Origin of the sequence: Thalassospira lucentensis MCCC 1A00383 = DSM 14000 (assembly GCF_000421265.1) — a bacterium.
Classification (GTDB): Bacteria; Pseudomonadota; Alphaproteobacteria; order Rhodospirillales; family Thalassospiraceae; genus Thalassospira; species Thalassospira lucentensis.
The window spans coordinates 1-16500 of record NZ_ATWN01000010.1; the positions used below are offsets into that span (position 1 = coordinate 1).

The 16500-nt window shown below is 54.7% G+C and carries 9 protein-coding genes and 1 pseudogene; 6 read left to right on the forward strand and 4 right to left on the reverse strand.

Going from position 1 to position 16500, the window contains the following annotated elements; translation table 11 throughout:
- The coding region (locus tag K355_RS24400) for an integrase core domain-containing protein (RefSeq protein ID WP_022733602.1) at positions 1-318 on the forward strand (318 nt) is incomplete at its 5' end.
- A gap of 52 nt (positions 319-370) precedes the next feature.
- Here the strand turns inward: K355_RS24400 and K355_RS0118275 are convergent.
- Positions 371-829, reverse strand: a complete 459-nt coding sequence (locus tag K355_RS0118275; protein ID WP_022733603.1) for a hypothetical protein — start codon at positions 827-829, stop codon at positions 371-373.
- Between the two features lie 307 nt (positions 830-1136).
- On the opposite strand from K355_RS0118275, the gene K355_RS0118280 reads away from it, so the two are divergent.
- Complete coding sequence (locus tag K355_RS0118280) at positions 1137-2342, forward strand: APC family permease (protein WP_022733604.1); 1206 nt, start codon at positions 1137-1139, stop codon at positions 2340-2342.
- A 100-nt stretch (positions 2343-2442) separates the two neighbouring features.
- Here K355_RS0118280 and K355_RS0118285 read toward each other — a convergent pair whose 3' ends face one another.
- Positions 2443-4710 carry an NADP-dependent malic enzyme gene (locus K355_RS0118285; RefSeq protein WP_022733605.1) on the reverse strand — a complete coding sequence of 756 codons (2268 nt, stop codon included), beginning with the start codon at positions 4708-4710 and terminating at the stop codon, positions 2443-2445.
- 449 nt (positions 4711-5159) lie between these two features.
- A complete protein-coding gene (locus tag K355_RS0118290; protein WP_022733606.1) occupies positions 5160-5660 on the reverse strand; it encodes a hypothetical protein in 501 nt (166 codons plus the stop codon).
- 183 nt (positions 5661-5843) lie between these two features.
- Between K355_RS0118290 and mutS the strand changes: the two genes are divergently transcribed.
- The 4 genes and pseudogenes from mutS to trpS all read left to right on the forward strand — a co-directional run bounded on the left by mutS (position 5844) and on the right by trpS (position 14820).
- Positions 5844-8567, forward strand: a complete 2724-nt coding sequence (gene mutS / locus K355_RS0118295) for a DNA mismatch repair protein MutS (protein WP_022733607.1) — start codon at positions 5844-5846, stop codon at positions 8565-8567.
- A gap of 242 nt (positions 8568-8809) precedes the next feature.
- Positions 8810-11551, forward strand: a pseudogene (locus K355_RS0118305) ([protein-PII] uridylyltransferase); the annotation flags it as partial.
- 547 nt (positions 11552-12098) lie between these two features.
- Positions 12099-13658: a murein biosynthesis integral membrane protein MurJ gene (murJ, locus tag K355_RS0118310; protein ID WP_022733609.1), complete on the forward strand. Its 1560-nt coding sequence runs from the start codon at positions 12099-12101 to the stop codon at positions 13656-13658.
- Between the two features lie 160 nt (positions 13659-13818).
- Complete coding sequence (gene trpS / locus K355_RS0118315; RefSeq protein WP_022733610.1) at positions 13819-14820, forward strand: tryptophan--tRNA ligase; 1002 nt, start codon at positions 13819-13821, stop codon at positions 14818-14820.
- A 102-nt stretch (positions 14821-14922) separates the two neighbouring features.
- Here trpS and K355_RS25200 read toward each other — a convergent pair whose 3' ends face one another.
- On the reverse strand, positions 14923-16482 hold the full coding sequence (locus K355_RS25200) for a hypothetical protein (RefSeq protein WP_022733611.1): 1560 nt from the start codon (positions 16480-16482) through the stop codon (positions 14923-14925).
- Between the last annotated feature and the right edge of the window lie 18 nt (positions 16483-16500).

A 16500-nucleotide genomic window follows, 5' to 3' on the forward strand; every position in this document is an offset into this window, starting at 1 on the left:
CATCCCCTGATCCATCATTCTGACCGGGGATTACAGTACTGCTCTGGCTGCTATCAATCTGTCTTGCGCAAACACAGGATCACTCCGTCGATGACAGATGGATATGATTGCTATCAGAACGCGCTGGCCGAACGCATCAACGGCATTCTCAAACAGGAATTCCTGTTTCACCGCTGCAAGACATTCGAAGATCTCAGGCAACTGGTCAAGGAGGCCATACAGACATACAATACCATGCGACCGCACTTCGCACTGGCGATGCAAACACCAGAACAAGTGCATCAAAAAGCCAGCGGACGATATCCGCTGGCTCCTTGAAAACCGTCAACGTATTTTAGGACGGCACAAACCAAAACGTTCAGTTCGCCACTTAAGGACGATCGCGATAAATCCAGCCCTTTTCGGATTTCACCAGACGGATTTCATTTTCAACAACCCGGCGGTCCCCGGCTTTGAACGCGCCTTCCTTTAGGGCCAGCATCTTGGTTTTCACCAGATCAATGGCATCGCTGACGGTATCGCCAACCGCATCCACATCGCCTGCTGCTTTTCCCTTTTCCGTCACGTCATCAGCAAATTCCGACACCGTACGATCAAACACCAGTTCGTAACGCACCATGGCAATGACTTCGTCATCGTCTTCGGAAATGCTGTTGGTCTTGGTAACATTTTCCACATGACCGACCTTGGCATAGGGGTCTTCGCGGAAACGTTCGATCACAGCCGTGGTAATTTCATCCGGAGTTGGGCCTTTGGCCTGTTCCCCTTCACAGGCAGCAAGCAACGGGAACAACATCAAAACGGCAAAAAATCGGGTCATTTGGCCCATGAAAAATTTCCTATTTTCTAACAGAACGGCAAAGATGACCTTATTTTACCCACGCCATGCGGCGAAAATCAGGCCAAGACAAACGTCATATTTTTACTTTGGCCCTTTTAGGCTCAGGACCCTGCGTTCAAGTCTGGAACAGATTATCACAATCGCGGTCCTTTCCACATACGCTCGGTAAAACCGCACTATCTTATGACCTAACGACACCCTATATTCTGCTTAAAATCAAGGCTCTGCATCAAATGCCTCTCCTGTATCGCCCCTATGCGCACCATTGGTAAAATGATCCTTGGTATAAACCCTCATGACATTTGATTTGATCATCGCATTAACCACACTTGCTGTCGGTGTGGTTTTGGTGCTGCCACGTGTCGCCCATTTCACCCTTTGGCGCGCGGTTGTCACCCCGCTGGCTTCAATCATCGGCAGCGGGTTTTTGTTACTTGGCCCGGTTTTAAGCCATGCATTTGGCGGGTTTGCGCCATGGGTCATGGGTGGGCTCTGTGTTGTCGCCTACATGTTTGGCGGCGTCATCCGATCCAATATTGCGACAGGCGAAGACGCAATCATCACAGGCCAGCACGGCACATTGGCCAAAAGGATTGAGACCATCTCATCCTGGGCCTTGGCATTTGCCTATATTATTTCTGTTTCCTATTACCTGAATTTACTCGGCGCCTTCGCGCTCAGCATGACACCGTTTGATAGCCGGTTTGACGCCAAACTTTTAACCACCGGCGTTTTCATCCTGATCGTTCTGATCGGCTGCACCAACGGCTTTAAAAGCCTCGAACGGATGGAATATTTTTCAGTCGCCATCAAACTGGCGATCATTGCCGGACTGGTGATTGGCTTGATTGTCAATTTTGGCGATCAGGCAATCCATGAAACGCTGATCTTTAACCCCGAAACCGTCACCGGTTGGCCGGCCATAACCATGGCGCTGGGGTTGCTGATCACCGTACAGGGGTTTGAAACGTCCCGATATCTTGGTGCGGTCTATGATGCGCAAACACGCATCCGGTCGATGCGTATGGCCCAATGGCTCTCGACCGTGATTTACGTGGTCTACATTGTCCTGATTGCCTATGTGTTTCGCCCCGACCAAATGTCGATGACCGAAACCGGCATCATCAATATGATGCAGATCGTCGCGCCGATTTTGCCCTTCTTGCTGGTTGCTGCCGCCCTGGCCTCACAGCTTAGTGCCGCCATCGCCGACACCAGCGGTTCGGGCGGATTGTTTACCGAACTGTCGCGCAATCGCATCAGCGAACCACAGGCTTATTTCATTTTGGCCGTGATCGGGATTGCCCTGACATGGGCGGCCGACATTTTCGCAATTGTAAATTACGCCTCACGCGGGTTTGCCATCTATTACGGCCTGCAATCGGGGCTCGCCGCCGTTATTGCCATCAAACAGAAATCAGGTTTGCCCAAAGTCATCTGGTATCTGGCCCTTGCGACCCTTGGCGCAGCCATTGCGGTATTTGGCCAAACGATTGAGTAACCTCAAACGTTTGGCATCCAATTCCCACACCAAGCCGTCATAAAAAATGGCGGGAATGCCTATGCACCCCCGCCATATTCAACCGTCGATCAATCCGGTCTTAGTTATGTTCGGCGTCATGTGCAGCAAGCGCTGCCAGATTAACCAGATCATTGACCGTTGCCCCCATCTGGGCAATCTGGGCCGGTTTTTCCAGCCCGATCATCACCGGACCAACCACCGTCCCACCGCCCAGCTTATCAAGAAGCTTGGACGCGGTCGTCGCCGCATGAAGGGCAGGCATCACCAGAACGTTTGCCGGACCCGACAGACGACAGAACGGATACAGCTTCAAAAGCTCGGTATCGAGCGCAACATCCACCGCCATATCGCCATCAAATTCGAAATCAACATTGCTGCGTTCAAGAATGCCAACCGCCTCACGGATACGGTCGGTATCTTCGCTGTACGGGTTGCCAAACGTCGAATGCGATACCAACGCTACACGCGGCTCATGACCAAGCTGACGGGCCTTCTCGGCCGCCTGAATGGCAATCTCGGCAAGCTGTTCGGCATTGGGCACATTATGCACGCGGGTATCGGCGATAAACACCGTCCGGCCCTTGGCAATCGCAATCGAAAGACCCATCGGGATTTCGCCTTCTTTGGCGTCAATCACGCTGGCAATATCGGTAAAGCTGCGATTGAAGTTCCGGGTCAGCCCGGTGATCAACCCATCTGCATGCCCCTTTGCCACCATGACAGAAGCAAAAACGTTGCGTTTCTGGTTCACCATCCGCTGGCAATCGCGCCACAGATACCCTTTGCGCTGCAGGCGTTCATACACGAACTCGGCATATTCCGCATTGCGATCCGAAAGGGCCGCATTGCTGATTTCCACCCCTTCAAGCGTTTCAATGCCAAGGTTCTTGGCACTGGCATGAATGCGGTCTTCACGCCCGATCAGGATCGGCGTGCCATAGCCCGAATTGCGATAGGCAACAGCAGCACGAATAACGGTTTCTTCTTCGCCCTCGGCAAAGGCGATCCGTTTGGGATGTGCGCGCACATAATCGGAAATCAGCTGAAGATGTGCTGCCGTCGGATCAAGACGCCCGCGCAGCTGATTTTCATATTCCGCCATATCAATGATCGGACGACGCGCCACACCACTGTCCATCGCGGCCTGTGCCACCGCCTTGGGGATTGCAATGATCAGGCGCGGGTCAAACGGGGCCGGAATGATGTATTCCGGACCATACTGCAAACGGCGCCCGGAATAGGCCGCGGCCACCTCATCAGGCACATCTTCACGCGCCAGAGATGCCACCGCATGGGCTGCGGCAATTTTCATGTCCTCGTTGATGGTGGATGCCTGCACATCAAGGGCACCACGGAAAATATATGGGAAACCCAGCACATTGTTGATCTGGTTGGGATAGTCCGAGCGCCCAGTGGCACAGATCGCGTCATCGCGGATTGATGCAACTTCTTCCGGGCTGATTTCCGGGTCCGGGTTGGCCATGGCAAAAATGATCGGCTTTTTGGCCATGCTTTTGACCATCTTGGTCGTCACCGCCCCCTTGGCCGACAGACCAAAGAACGCATCCGCCCCATCCATCGCATCGTCAAGCGTGCGGGCATCGGTGTCGGCTGCGTGGGCTGATTTCCACTGGTTCATGCCATCTTCGCGACCCTTATAAATCACGCCGCGCGTGTCACACATAATAACGTTATCGTGCGACACACCCATGCTTTTGACCAACTCGCAGCAGGCAATCGCCGCCGCACCAGCGCCATTGATCACAAGCTTGATGTCTTTCAATTTGCGCCCGGTAAGGTCGCAGGCATTGATCAATCCCGATGCGGCAATGATCGCTGTGCCGTGCTGATCATCATGGAATACCGGAATATCCATGATTTCGCGCAGGCGTTGTTCAATGATGAAACATTCTGGCGCCTTGATGTCTTCAAGGTTAATGCCGCCAAATGATGCGCCAAGGAAGCGCACGCAATTGACAAACTCGTCAACGTCTTCGGTCGAAACTTCAAGGTCGATGCCGTCAACATCGGCAAAGCGTTTGAACAAAACAGCCTTGCCTTCCATCACCGGCTTGGACGCCAGCGCGCCAAGGTTACCAAGGCCAAGAACGGCGGTGCCGTTGGAAATCACCGCAACAATGTTGCCCTTGGAGGTATAATCATATGCCGTCGCCGGGTTCTTGGCGATTTCAAGACAGGGCACCGCAACACCCGGCGAATACGCCAGGGACAAATCGCGCTGAGTGGTCAGCGGCTTGGACGGCGTAATTTCGATTTTGCCCGGACGGCCGCTGGAATGAAACAGCAGCGCTTCGCGGTCGCGAACCTTGATTTCTGAATCTGACATTGTGTTTTCACTGACGCTTGCGTGGTGGGATGGAAAGCTGTGTGTAGTTCATTTCGTTCGACAAGTTTGCGGTGTGGGACCGCCTCATCGAACCGAACAATAAAACAGGCTTCGCGCCCATGGTCAAAGGCGACGTTAACGGCAACCGCAGAATTACGTAGCGTTTTCCGTATGTTGCGCCGCAGCAACCCTCTATTTGGGCAGGTCAGAACTGACCATCTCTTTGTATCCTCGCCGCCATAACAGACCGCATCAAGACAATGATCTGGCGGAATTATCGTTTTTTTTCAGTGCGATAATTACATCGCCCCCAACATCACCAACCTGATCCCGTTTTGCCAAGCAATACCGCCTTATGCGATCATTCCACAGAGTGAAAAAAGGCGACCACCATGGGCCGCCTTTAAAATCAGGATCGTTTTCAACTGTGCCTAACCTGCAATCGGGCGTTATTTTGCCTGATGCAGGTGGATGTTGGTCGCGCCATGCTTTTGCAAAATCGCCTGCGCAGCACTCTCACCGGTTTTATTGTCCGGGGCAATCCGCACCCACAGGATCACCGACCCGGCATCAATCGCACGGGCAAAATCATCGATATGTGGGGTGGATGTGACTTCGCCGATAAATTCGCGCAGGGCCACCGCCCCAACACCAGCCCCCACCGCAATTGCCGCCGGCGCGGTTGCCGCCCCACCAAACAATGCAATCGCGCCCGATGCCACCAAGGGCACCTCATATTTGACTTCCCCGACAAGTGCTGTCAGCACATCACCCCATGATCGGCCGTCTGATCCGGCGACATCAATCGATTCGTGGGAACTCAAAACCGAAAGATCCGTGCGCTTAAAACCGCTATCACGCAATTCGCGCACGGCCGCGTCAAAACTGTCTTTGGTGTCGAACAAACCTACCAGTTCCGGGGCCTGCGTCGTGGTCTGGTCTTCTGACATTTTGCTGTCTCCTTGATGACTGGTCATCCGTTCGTTTTCACGCCATCATGCCGTCTGGAACGAAAGATCCCTTACTATCTATATTTTACGGAAATTCAGGCGTTGCAATGGCATAGATCAAGTTTTATCACCGCGGCTCCTTGCCCCTCGTAAATGCCTTCAGGGTTTGCTATCAAAACCATCATGAACAATATCGCTGACACATCCGATACCACACCCATCGCACCATCCTTTTCGCTGGAGGGTGCGACCCCGATGATGATCCAGTTCCTTGAAATCAAGGAACAGTATCAGGACTGCCTGCTGTTTTATCGGATGGGCGATTTTTACGAGCTGTTCTTTGACGATGCGGTCAAAGCCGCCGAAGCCCTTGATATTGCCCTGACAAAACGCGGCAAGCATCAAGGTAACGAAATTCCCATGGCCGGTGTTCCCGTCCATAGTCACGAAACATATCTTCAGCGTCTGATCCGCAAAGGATTCCGTGTCGCCGTCTGCGAACAGATGGAAGACCCGGCCGAGGCCAAAAAACGCGGGGCCAAATCCGTGGTCAAGCGCGGTGTCGTGCGCCTGATCACGCCGGGCACCCTCACCGAAGACAGCCTGCTTGATGCGCGCCGACACAACTATCTGGCTGCGGTGTCCGAGCTGCGCGGCAAGGTTGGCTTGGCATGGCTTGATATGTCGACCGGTGATTTTTACGTTCAGCCGACCGATATGGGCGGATTGCCTGCCGCACTTGCCCGGCTTGATCCCGGTGAAATCCTGTTTTCCGACCGGTTGCTCAACCGCCCGGACGTTTTTGACCTTTATTCCGAATATAAAAACATCATCACCCCGCAGCCTTCTGCGCGCTTTGATGCCGAAAACGCGCAATTGCGCTTGAAAAAGCTGTATCAGGTCGAGGCACTGGATGCCTTTGGCGGCTTTGAAGTTGCCGAACTGTCTGCCGCAGGCGCCCTGATTGACTATGTCGAATTGACCCAAAAAGGTCAGATGCCGCGCCTGTCCCCGCCGACCCGCCTTGCCGCCGGGGCGGCTATGGAAATTGATGCCGCCACCCGACGATCCCTCGAACTGATCCAGACCCAGTCAGGGGATCGCAAGGGATCGTTGCTGTCGGTCATTGACCGCACCAAAACCGGGGCCGGTGCACGTTTGCTGGCCGCCCGTCTGTCGGCCCCGCTGACCAGTGCCGATGACGTTAACAAACGCCTTGATCTGGTGGAATATTTCCATGATCGCGATGGATTGCGGTCTGATTTGCGGTCCGGTCTTGGCGAATGCCCCGATATTGAACGCGCCCTGTCACGACTGTCGGTCGGGCGTGGGGGGCCGCGCGACTTGGCCGCCATGCGCGATGGGCTGGCCTGCGCCTTTGCCATTGGCAATCTGCTTGAGAAGCCCGATGGCGGCAATGATGGCCTGACAGCCCAACCCGAATCACTTGCCGATCACGTCACCCGCATGGGCCATCACGGCGATCTGATTGATCTTCTGCGCCGTGCCATTGCCGAAAGCCTGCCTTTGATGGCGCGCGATGGCGGCTTTATTGCCGGGGGATATCACCCCCCCCTTGATGAATTGCGCATGCTCTCAAGCGAAAGCAAAAAGCTGATCGCCAATCTTCAGGCCCGCTATACCGAGCAAACCGGCATTGCCAACCTTAAGGTCAAACACAACAACGTTCTGGGCTATTTCATCGAAGTGTCGGCCAAAAATGCCGACAAGATGATGGAAGTTGATGAGTTTATTCACCGTCAAACCATGGCCAATGCGGTACGTTTTACGACCGTGGAACTGTCCGAACTTGAAAGCAAGGTTTCCAAGGCTGGCGATCAGGCCCTCGCCCTTGAACTTGAACTGTTCGAAGAACTGGTTCAGGCCGTTCTTGCCAAGGCCGACGACATTGCCAAATGTGCACAGGCACTCGCCGGGCTTGATGTTTCGGCCGCCCTTGCCGAACTGGCGCGTGATCGAAACTGCATCCGCCCGCAAATTGATGACAGCCTGTCGTTTGATATTACCGCCGGGCGCCACCCGGTGGTTGAAGCCGCCCTCCGCGAAAATGCCGACTCGCCCTTTGTCGCCAATGATTGCCGCCTTGAGGATGAACAAAGCCTATGGCTGATCACCGGTCCGAATATGGCTGGTAAATCGACCTTCCTGCGTCAAAACGCCCTGATTGCGGTTCTGGCCCAGATCGGGGCCTTTGTCCCGGCGGCCAAGGCCCATATCGGCGTGATTGACCGGCTGTTTTCACGTGTCGGGGCTGCTGATGATCTGGCACGTGGTCGTTCGACCTTTATGGTCGAGATGGTCGAAACCGCCTCGATCCTTAATCAGGCAACCGACCGCTCCTTGGTCATCTTGGATGAAATCGGCCGTGGGACGGCAACCTTTGACGGGCTGTCGATTGCCTGGGCGGTGGTCGAAAACCTTCATGAAATCAATAAATGCCGCGGCCTGTTCGCCACCCACTATCACGAACTGACCGCCCTTGCCGCCAAGCTGGATCATCTGTCATGCCACACCATGCTGATCAAGGAATGGCAGGGGGAGGTTGTCTTCCTCCATGAAGTCGGCTTGGGCAGTGCCGACCGGTCTTATGGTATTCACGTCGCCCAATTGGCCGGCCTGCCAAAACCGGTGATCAAGCGCGCCGAACAGGTACTTAAAACCCTTGAAAAGGGCCAACAGGGCGGCGCGGTTTCAAAACTGGCCGATGACCTGCCCTTGTTCGCCGCCGCCATTGAGCAGGCCGCACAGGAAGACCGCGCAGCCACACCTGCCCTGTCGGACGATCAAAAGGCATTGCTCGATGCCCTTGGTGATATCAATCCCGATGACATGACCCCGCGCGAAGCGCTTGAGGCGCTCTATCGCCTACAGGCATTGCGCGGATAAGCCGATAAAACGCAGGTCGCGGCCAATTGCAAAAAAGCGCATGAAAAACAGGCACCTTGCCCCCATATCAGGCAGGTGCCTGTTTTGATTTAACCGCACCGCCGGCCAGCATCCGCATGATCATGCCGGTCCGGCCTTTGGCATGGCACATGCACTGATGCAGCCAAAACCAATTCCCGCTATGGTGCGAAAAATGGTATTGCAGAACCAGCAGTCAAAAAGGCGCAAGGAAACGGCAGCCCGCTATGTATAAAATCAAGAAACAGCGCGAAATCATTGACCGCAAAAAGGTCTTTGCCGATCTCACGGCAATTGCCAATGATCCCGATCTGAATAACTTCAAACAGCGCAGCGCCCTTCTGACCAAGCTGAAATCGGTGATGGAAAGCGGACGTGACGTCATCCGTACGCGGTTCGAAGAAAGCAATTCCGGGCAGGACACCGTCTTTTCCAACAGCTTCCTGATGGATCAGATTGTCCGCCTTATCCATGATTTCGCCACCAATTTTATCTATCCGCTGCACAATCCGACCAATGAACAACGCATGTCAGTGGTCGCGGTCGGCGGCTATGGCCGGGGCGATATGGCGCCGCATTCCGATGTCGATATCCTGTTTCTGTTTCCCTACAAACAAACCGCCAATGGCGAACAGGTGGTCGAGTTCATCCTCTATATGCTGTGGGATCTTGGCCTGAAGGTCGGCCATGCGACCCGATCAGTTGATGATTGCCTGCGCATGGGCAAACAGGACATCACCATCCGCACCAACCTGCTCGAAAGCCGGTTCGTCTGGGGCGATGAGGAAACCTATAACGTCTTTCGTGCGCGCTTCATGGATGAGCTGGTCAAGGGCAGCGGCATTGAGTTTATTGAAAAGAAACTCGGCGAACGCGATGACCGCCATGTGCGCATGGGCGATTCACGCTATGTGGTTGAACCCAATGTTAAGGACGGCAAAGGCGGCTTGCGCGATCTGCATACGCTGTTTTGGATTGGCAAATATCTGTACCGCGTCAATTCCCCGATGGAACTGGTTGACCTTAAAGTCCTGACCCGCAAGGAAGCTCAGGGGTTTTTAAAAGCCCAGAACTTCCTGTGGGCCGTGCGCTGCTGGCTGCATTATCTGTCAGATCGCGAAGAAGACCGTCTGACGTTCGACATGCAGCGCGATATCGCCGAACACCTTGGCTACACCGATCATGCCGGGGCATCGGGCGTCGAACGGTTCATGAAACACTACTATCTGATGGTCAAACATGTCGGCAACCTGACCCGGATTTTCTGTGCCGCGTTGGAAGAACGCCATCAGCGCCGCCCGCTGATCCGGTTTCCCGGCAAACTGTTTGGCACCAAGGAAATCAACGGGTTTGAGCTGCGCAATGACCGGCTAACGGTTGAAAACCTCAATGTTTTCAAAAAAGACCCGATCAAGATTTTGCGCCTGTTTCTGGTGGCCAATCAAAACGGGGTCGGCATTCATCCCGAAACGCTGCGCTGGGTCACCCAAAGTTTAAAACATATCGATCACAAGCTGCAAAACGACCCGGACGCCAATGAGGTTTTCCTTGAAATCCTCACCCAGCGTCAAAACCCCGACATTGTCCTTCGTAAAATGAACGAAGCCGGGGTGCTCGGGCGATTTATCCCTGATTTCGGCCGTGTCGTGGCGCAAATGCAATACGACATGTACCACACCTATACCGTGGATGAGCACACCATCCGCGCGATTGGCGTGCTCAATCAGATTGAAAATGGCGAACTGGTCGATGATGCGCCGGTGGCCACCCGGATCATGGGCAAGGTGATTTCACGGCGTGTACTTTATGTCGCAGTTTTGCTGCATGATATCGCCAAGGGACGGGGCGGCGATCATTCCGAACTGGGGGCTGAAGTCGCCGAAAAGCTCTGCCCGCGTCTGGGATTATCCCCCGCCGACAGCGAAACCGTCGCATGGCTGGTCAAGGCCCACCTGTGGATGAGCCTGACGGCGTTTAAACGTGACCTCAATGATCCGACGACGATCAAGGCATTTGGCGATCTGGTACAATCGCAGGAACGGTTGCGCCTGTTGCTGTGTCTTACCGTCGCCGATATCCGGGCAGTGGGACCAAATGTCTGGAATGGCTGGAAAGCCACCCTTCTGCGCGAACTTTATTATGCTGCCGAGGATCGCCTGTCAGGCGGGCTTAATGCCGACAGCCGCGATTCGCGCGTTGCCAATGCCCAGATGGCGCTCCGCGAAGCACTGGTCGACTGGCCAACCGATGACATCGAAGATTTCATTGATCGCGGTTATCCGTCCTATTGGCTCAGTTTTGATACCGACGTTCACGTTCATCACGCCCATCTGACCCGCGACGCCAAGAAAAGCGGCGCTGACATCACGGTCGATGTGCGCATTGATACTGAAATTGACGCCACCGAAATCACCGTTCACACCACCGACCATCCGGGGCTGTTTTCCCAGATTGCCGGGTCAATGGCGCTGTGCGGGGCGAATATTGTCGATGCAAAAATCCTGACACTGGCCGATGGCATGGCGCTTGATACCTTCTTTATTCAGGATGCCAACGACGAAGCCTTTAACGACAAGGCCAAGCTTGAAAAGCTGCGTGAAACCCTCGAACAGGTGATTTCCGGGCGCGTACGCCCCAGTCAGGAACTCGAACGCCGCCAGATCAAGGATAACAAACACAGAACCGCGGTCTTTAAGGTCGAACCCAATGTCATTATCGACAACAAGGCCAGCCGCACCCACACAGTGATTGAAATTTCCGCCCGCGACCGCCAAGGATTGCTCTATGACATCACCCGTGCTTTGCGTGATCTGTCATTGCAAATCGCCTCGGCCCGCATTTCGACATTTGGCGAACGCGCAGTGGACGTTTTCTATGTGAAGGATGTGTTCGGGCTTAAAATCGACAGCCGCACCAAGTTTGTGCAGGTCAAGGAAACCCTTAATCAGGCGATCCAGAATAATTAGGACCACACGCACTAAATGCAGGGTCAGGGCATCAAGGCGACCGTCAGGATCATTGTCCTGACGGGTCCCGCTCGACCGGTTTGATCCCCACTCCTGTGCCACGCAAGGTGACACCCCAGAAAGGATCAAATCCAGTCGAACTGGTCGACTATTTTTAAGCGCGTATCTTTTGGAATTTTAGACGGACGGGGAAGGGCAATCCAAAACTGACGTCGTGACCTGTTATTCACGACATCGCTTTCCTCGGAGTGCAGCAGGTTAAGGTGGACTCCCTTATAATCCCCGACCATCCAAATAATGAGGCTCGCGTCCCAACGAATCTCAGCAAGAGGGAACTTATCGTTATTGAATGCATTTTTCTGTGACGGTCGTCACAGTTGTGAAAATGAATCATTCGCAACAACAGGTTTCATATTTTTGTGACATTGACGCCGCCCCAGATCGCCCTTGATTACGACTTCTTCACTTTCCCCTGTCAGATTTCCCCATGCCAATACTGGTCCGATACCAGGCCGATACCGGCTCCTTGAAACGGATTAAACACGCAATGTCGCTTGTACGCTCCATCGCCACCGTCAGTGGCTTTACCCTGATCTCGCGCCTTTTGGGGTTCTGTCGTGATATCCTGATTGCCGGGATGTTGGGTGCAGGTGGCATTGCCGATGCGTTTTTTGTCGCGTTTAAATTTCCCAACCTGTTTCGCCGCCTGTTTGGCGAAGGCGCATTTTCCGCCGCCTTCATCCCGCTTCTGGCCGGGGACATCGAAAAACGCGGACTTGATGTCGCACGTGAATTTGCCGCACGCGCCATGTCGATGCTGGTGCTCATCACCGGTTTTCTGGTCGCGATCATTGAAATCATCATGCCGTGGGCGATGTATGTCTTTGCCCCCGGATTTGCCGAAGACCCGGAAAAATTCGCGCTTGCTGTCGAACTGTCGCGCATCACCTTCCCCTATCTGGCATTTATTTCCGCCGTCGCCCTGATGTCGGGTGTTCTCAACACCTTGCACCGCTATGCCGCTGCTGCTGCGGCCCCGATTGTCCTGAACATCTGTCTGATTGGCGCGCTGCTGGGTCTGACACCCATGACCGAAACGCCTGCCCATGCGTTGGCGTGGGGCGTTGCCTTGGCCGGGGTGGCGCAATTTATCTTTCTGGTGATTGCCTGCAAACGTGCCGGATTTGCGATTAAATGGCAGCTTCCCAAAATTGATGACCGGGTCAAACTGCTCGGCAAACGCATGATCCCGGGCATGATTGGTGCCGGGGTGTATCAGATCAACCTTTTGATCGATACCATGCTGGCCTCTCTTGTGTCTGACGGCGCGGTATCGTGGCTGTATTACGCCGACCGGGTTCAACAACTGCCATTAGGCGTGATTGGCATTGCGATTGGCACGGCCCTGCTGCCCACCCTGTCGCGCCAGTTACAGGGAACCGATCCCGCAGTTGCCATGTACAGCCAAAATCGCGGCATTGAAATCGCCCTGCTTCTGACCCTGCCCGCGGCCGTTGCCCTTGGCGTGATGGGCATTCCGGTGATCAATGTTCTGTTTGAACGCGGTGCCTTTGGTCCCGATGAAACCCTGATGACCGGTCTGGCGCTGACTATTTTTGCCTTTGGCCTGCCGGCATCGGTTCTGGTTAAAGTCCTCGCGCCGGGCTTTTTCGCCCGCGAAGATACCAAAACCCCGATCCGCATTGGCATCTTTGCCATGGTGCTCAACATTGTTCTGATCATTGTTTTAATGCCGCAATTCGGGCATTTGGGCATTGCCGCGGCCACATCGACCTCGGTCTGGGTCAATGCATTTTTACTGGGCTATTTATTGCGCAAACGCGGCGATTTGACCTTTGATGCCCGGTTGCTTAAACGCGTCCCGCGCATTCTGATCACCTCGGCCCTGATGGGGGCGGCCCTTTGGTTTGCCATTGATATGTTCTGGCAAAATGATGCCTCCTCAATCACGCGCATCTTGATCATGGCCGCCTGTGTCTGTGGTGGAATTGCGGTGTACGCGCTAAGCGCACAGCTGCTCGGTGCGACCAGCTTCCCGGAACTCAAAGCAACCTTGAAGCGCGGAAAACCCGCCTCACAGGAATAATTGGCCTAAAACCCCGCATTTACCGACAAGCTGCTTGACCAAATCGGATCAGGCGGCTTAACTCCGCGCGTTGGTTTGCAGCTCGTCCGCCGGCGGGTGTCCACAACCTGGCGGAGCTTGCAAACCCGGTTTTGTTTTTATTGAAATGGACGACAGCATAATGGAACGTGTGTTTTCGGGCGCTCAGCCCACCGGTAACCTTCATCTTGGCAACTATCTTGGCGCAATCCGCAACTGGGTTGCCCTGCAAAAAGATTTCGAATGCATCTTCTGCGTTGTGGATATGCATGCCATCACAGTCTGGCAAGACCCCAAAGAACTGCGTTCCAACATCCGCGAACTGGCCGCCAGCATGATCGCCTCGGGCATTGACCCGGAAAAACATGTTCTGTTCAATCAAAGTCAGGTATCCGCCCATGCCGAACTGGCGTGGATCTTTAACTGTGTCGCACGCATCGGTTGGCTCAACCGCATGACCCAGTTCAAGGAAAAGGCTGGCAAGCACCGCGAAAATGCTTCGCTTGGCCTCTATGCCTATCCCAGCCTGATGGCCGCCGACATTCTGACCTATAAGGCCACGCATGTTCCGGTGGGTGAAGACCAGAAACAGCATCTTGAACTGGCCCGCGATATCGCGTTGAAATTCAACAATGATTACGAGGTCGAAGGGTTCTTCCCGCAGCCCGAACCCCTGATCCTCGGTCCGGCGACGCGGGTGATGTCGCTGCGCGATGGCTCGAAAAAGATGTCAAAATCCGATCCGTCGGAAATGGCACGCATCAACATGACCGATGACGCGGATACCTTAAGCAAAAAAATCCGCAAGGCCAAAACCGATCCGGAACCCCTGCCGTCCGAGGCCGCTGGTCTTGAAGGCCGCCCCGAAGCCAAAAACCTGATCACCATCTTTGCCGCGCTGACCAACAGCACGGTGGATAAAGTTCTTTCTGAACATGGTGGCACCCAGTTCTCGGGCTTTAAACAGGCCCTGACCGACGTGGTTGTAACAAAACTGGCCCCGATCACCGAAGAAATGGCCCGTCTGAACAACGACAACGCCTATATCGATGCGGTTCTGGCCAAGGGTGCCGAACGCGCCAACGCCATCGCCCAGCCAATCCTGCGCGACGTCAAGGAAACCGTCGGCTTCCTGAATTCATAATCGACCTTGGCCTGAAACACCAAAAGCCCGTTTGTCCAAGCTTTTCAAGCACGGCAGACGGGCTTTTTTCATCAGCGAAACACCATAGGCGCAAACATCAAATCAGATGGCGTTTGCCGGGTTTTGGCGGTTTTGCTGCATGTCCTGATATTTCTTCAGACCATCCATCATGGTTTGGCTAAACCAGGCACCCACTGGCGCATCGCCTTCGATATGGCTGGTGGCTTGCTCCATCAAAGGATGCACGACGGGTGTTGCCGCAGTCTCTTCGTGTTGGACACCAGTATTGCTGCTGGTATCGCGGTTAAAGCTTCCGGAAATTTTACCCTGTGCGGCGGCGGTGTTGCCCGATGATACAGCATCTTGTGCCGGGGTTTGGGCCATGGCTTGCGACGAGTCCCGGCCAAGGGCCGCGTTAAACTTTGCTGCCATTTCGGCTGCTGACAACGGCGTTCCACCATTCCTGAAATCAGCAATCGCCTGTGCCGGGCTTACCGAATTTTCCCGGAGCGCGTTTTGATCTGCTGATGGGCTCTGCCCGCTCATGTCCTCAACGGCATCGACATTGCCCATACCCCGTTTTGCCTGACGGGCTTCGTATTGGGCCATTTCCGCCGATATCGCGATAGTATTTGCGGTTCGGCTAACACGGCCACTGCTTTGTGCCCGGGCCCACACCGTATCGCCGCCTTCACTGCTAAAGGATGCCGGGCGGATCGGGTTGTTGCCATTCTGCGGTGAATGTGTCGCCGCTGTTGTCCGGGTCAAGCTCGATACCGGGCTATTGCCGCCAGCCGATGCCATGGCAACGGCCAGTTCGGCCGGATCACTCTGCACCGCCTCCGCCATCTCCTGAAGCGCGGTCGTGCTTTGCGCTGAGGCCTGTGCTGAGGCGGAAGCTTGAGCTGATTTTTGTGGTGCGTTTTCGGCTATAGTCGCAGCCGGTGTTGCTTGCGCCCATGGGGTATTAAGATCAGATGCCTTTGGCCCAGAAATGGTCGAAGCGGCGTTTTGCTGTCCCGCATCAAGGGCGGCATATTCAACACCGCCCACAGGCGCGGCCTGAACGATCGTCGATTGTTCTGCTGCTGTGGCAGCAATTCCCGCAGGTCGGCCTTGGCTTGCCTGTCCTGCCATCCACGGCAGAACAAGATCACCCTGATATGTCCCGTCAAAAGAAGCACTGGCCGTCACCGCATCGGGCGCGGCACCAGACGGCGCGGCATCGACAACAGCTGTGCCGTCATCGGTTGGCGCCCCATTAAAACTGTCTCCAAGGAAAGCCATGACATGTTCGCCGGTATCTTCACCGGTCACCGCATCGACAACCGCATCAATTGCCGCCCCGGCCAGGCCAAATACGCCACCAAACAAACCACCGCCAACAACGCGTGCGCCATTGCCGATCTCATCGCCAGTGAGTGACCGATACAGCATCCCGACACCGGGAATATGTTGCAGCGGATTGATAACGTCGAGCACATCGGAAAACTCAAACCCGTCTTCGCCGAACATATATTCGGAAAAGTCGCGCCCTTCTTGCGCGCCATCAACAAGTTGCTCACCCGGACCCGAATTTGCGAATTTGTTGCTCGCAACATCCTTGGTCAGGCCCGCAACACTGCCGGGCGAATTTTGCCGCCAATCTGCACCAATCGACATGTTTGTCCTCCTCTTGCC

What these genes read in the sequence shown, in the direction of transcription:
- K355_RS0118275 (WP_022733603.1), bottom strand. Translation starts at nt 829, where the DNA reads ATGGGCCAAATGACCCGATTTTTTGCCGTTTTGATGTTGTTCCCGTTG.
- K355_RS0118280 (WP_022733604.1), top strand. Translation starts at nt 1,137, where the DNA reads ATGACATTTGATTTGATCATCGCATTAACCACACTTGCTGTCGGTGTG.
- K355_RS0118285 (WP_022733605.1), bottom strand. Translation starts at nt 4,710, where the DNA reads ATGTCAGATTCAGAAATCAAGGTTCGCGACCGCGAAGCGCTGCTGTTT.
- K355_RS0118290 (WP_022733606.1), bottom strand. Translation starts at nt 5,660, where the DNA reads ATGTCAGAAGACCAGACCACGACGCAGGCCCCGGAACTGGTAGGTTTG.
- mutS (WP_022733607.1), top strand. Translation starts at nt 5,844, where the DNA reads ATGAACAATATCGCTGACACATCCGATACCACACCCATCGCACCATCC.
- murJ (WP_022733609.1), top strand. Translation starts at nt 12,099, where the DNA reads ATGTCGCTTGTACGCTCCATCGCCACCGTCAGTGGCTTTACCCTGATC.
- trpS (WP_022733610.1), top strand. Translation starts at nt 13,819, where the DNA reads ATGGAACGTGTGTTTTCGGGCGCTCAGCCCACCGGTAACCTTCATCTT.
- K355_RS25200 (WP_022733611.1), bottom strand. Translation starts at nt 16,482, where the DNA reads ATGTCGATTGGTGCAGATTGGCGGCAAAATTCGCCCGGCAGTGTTGCG.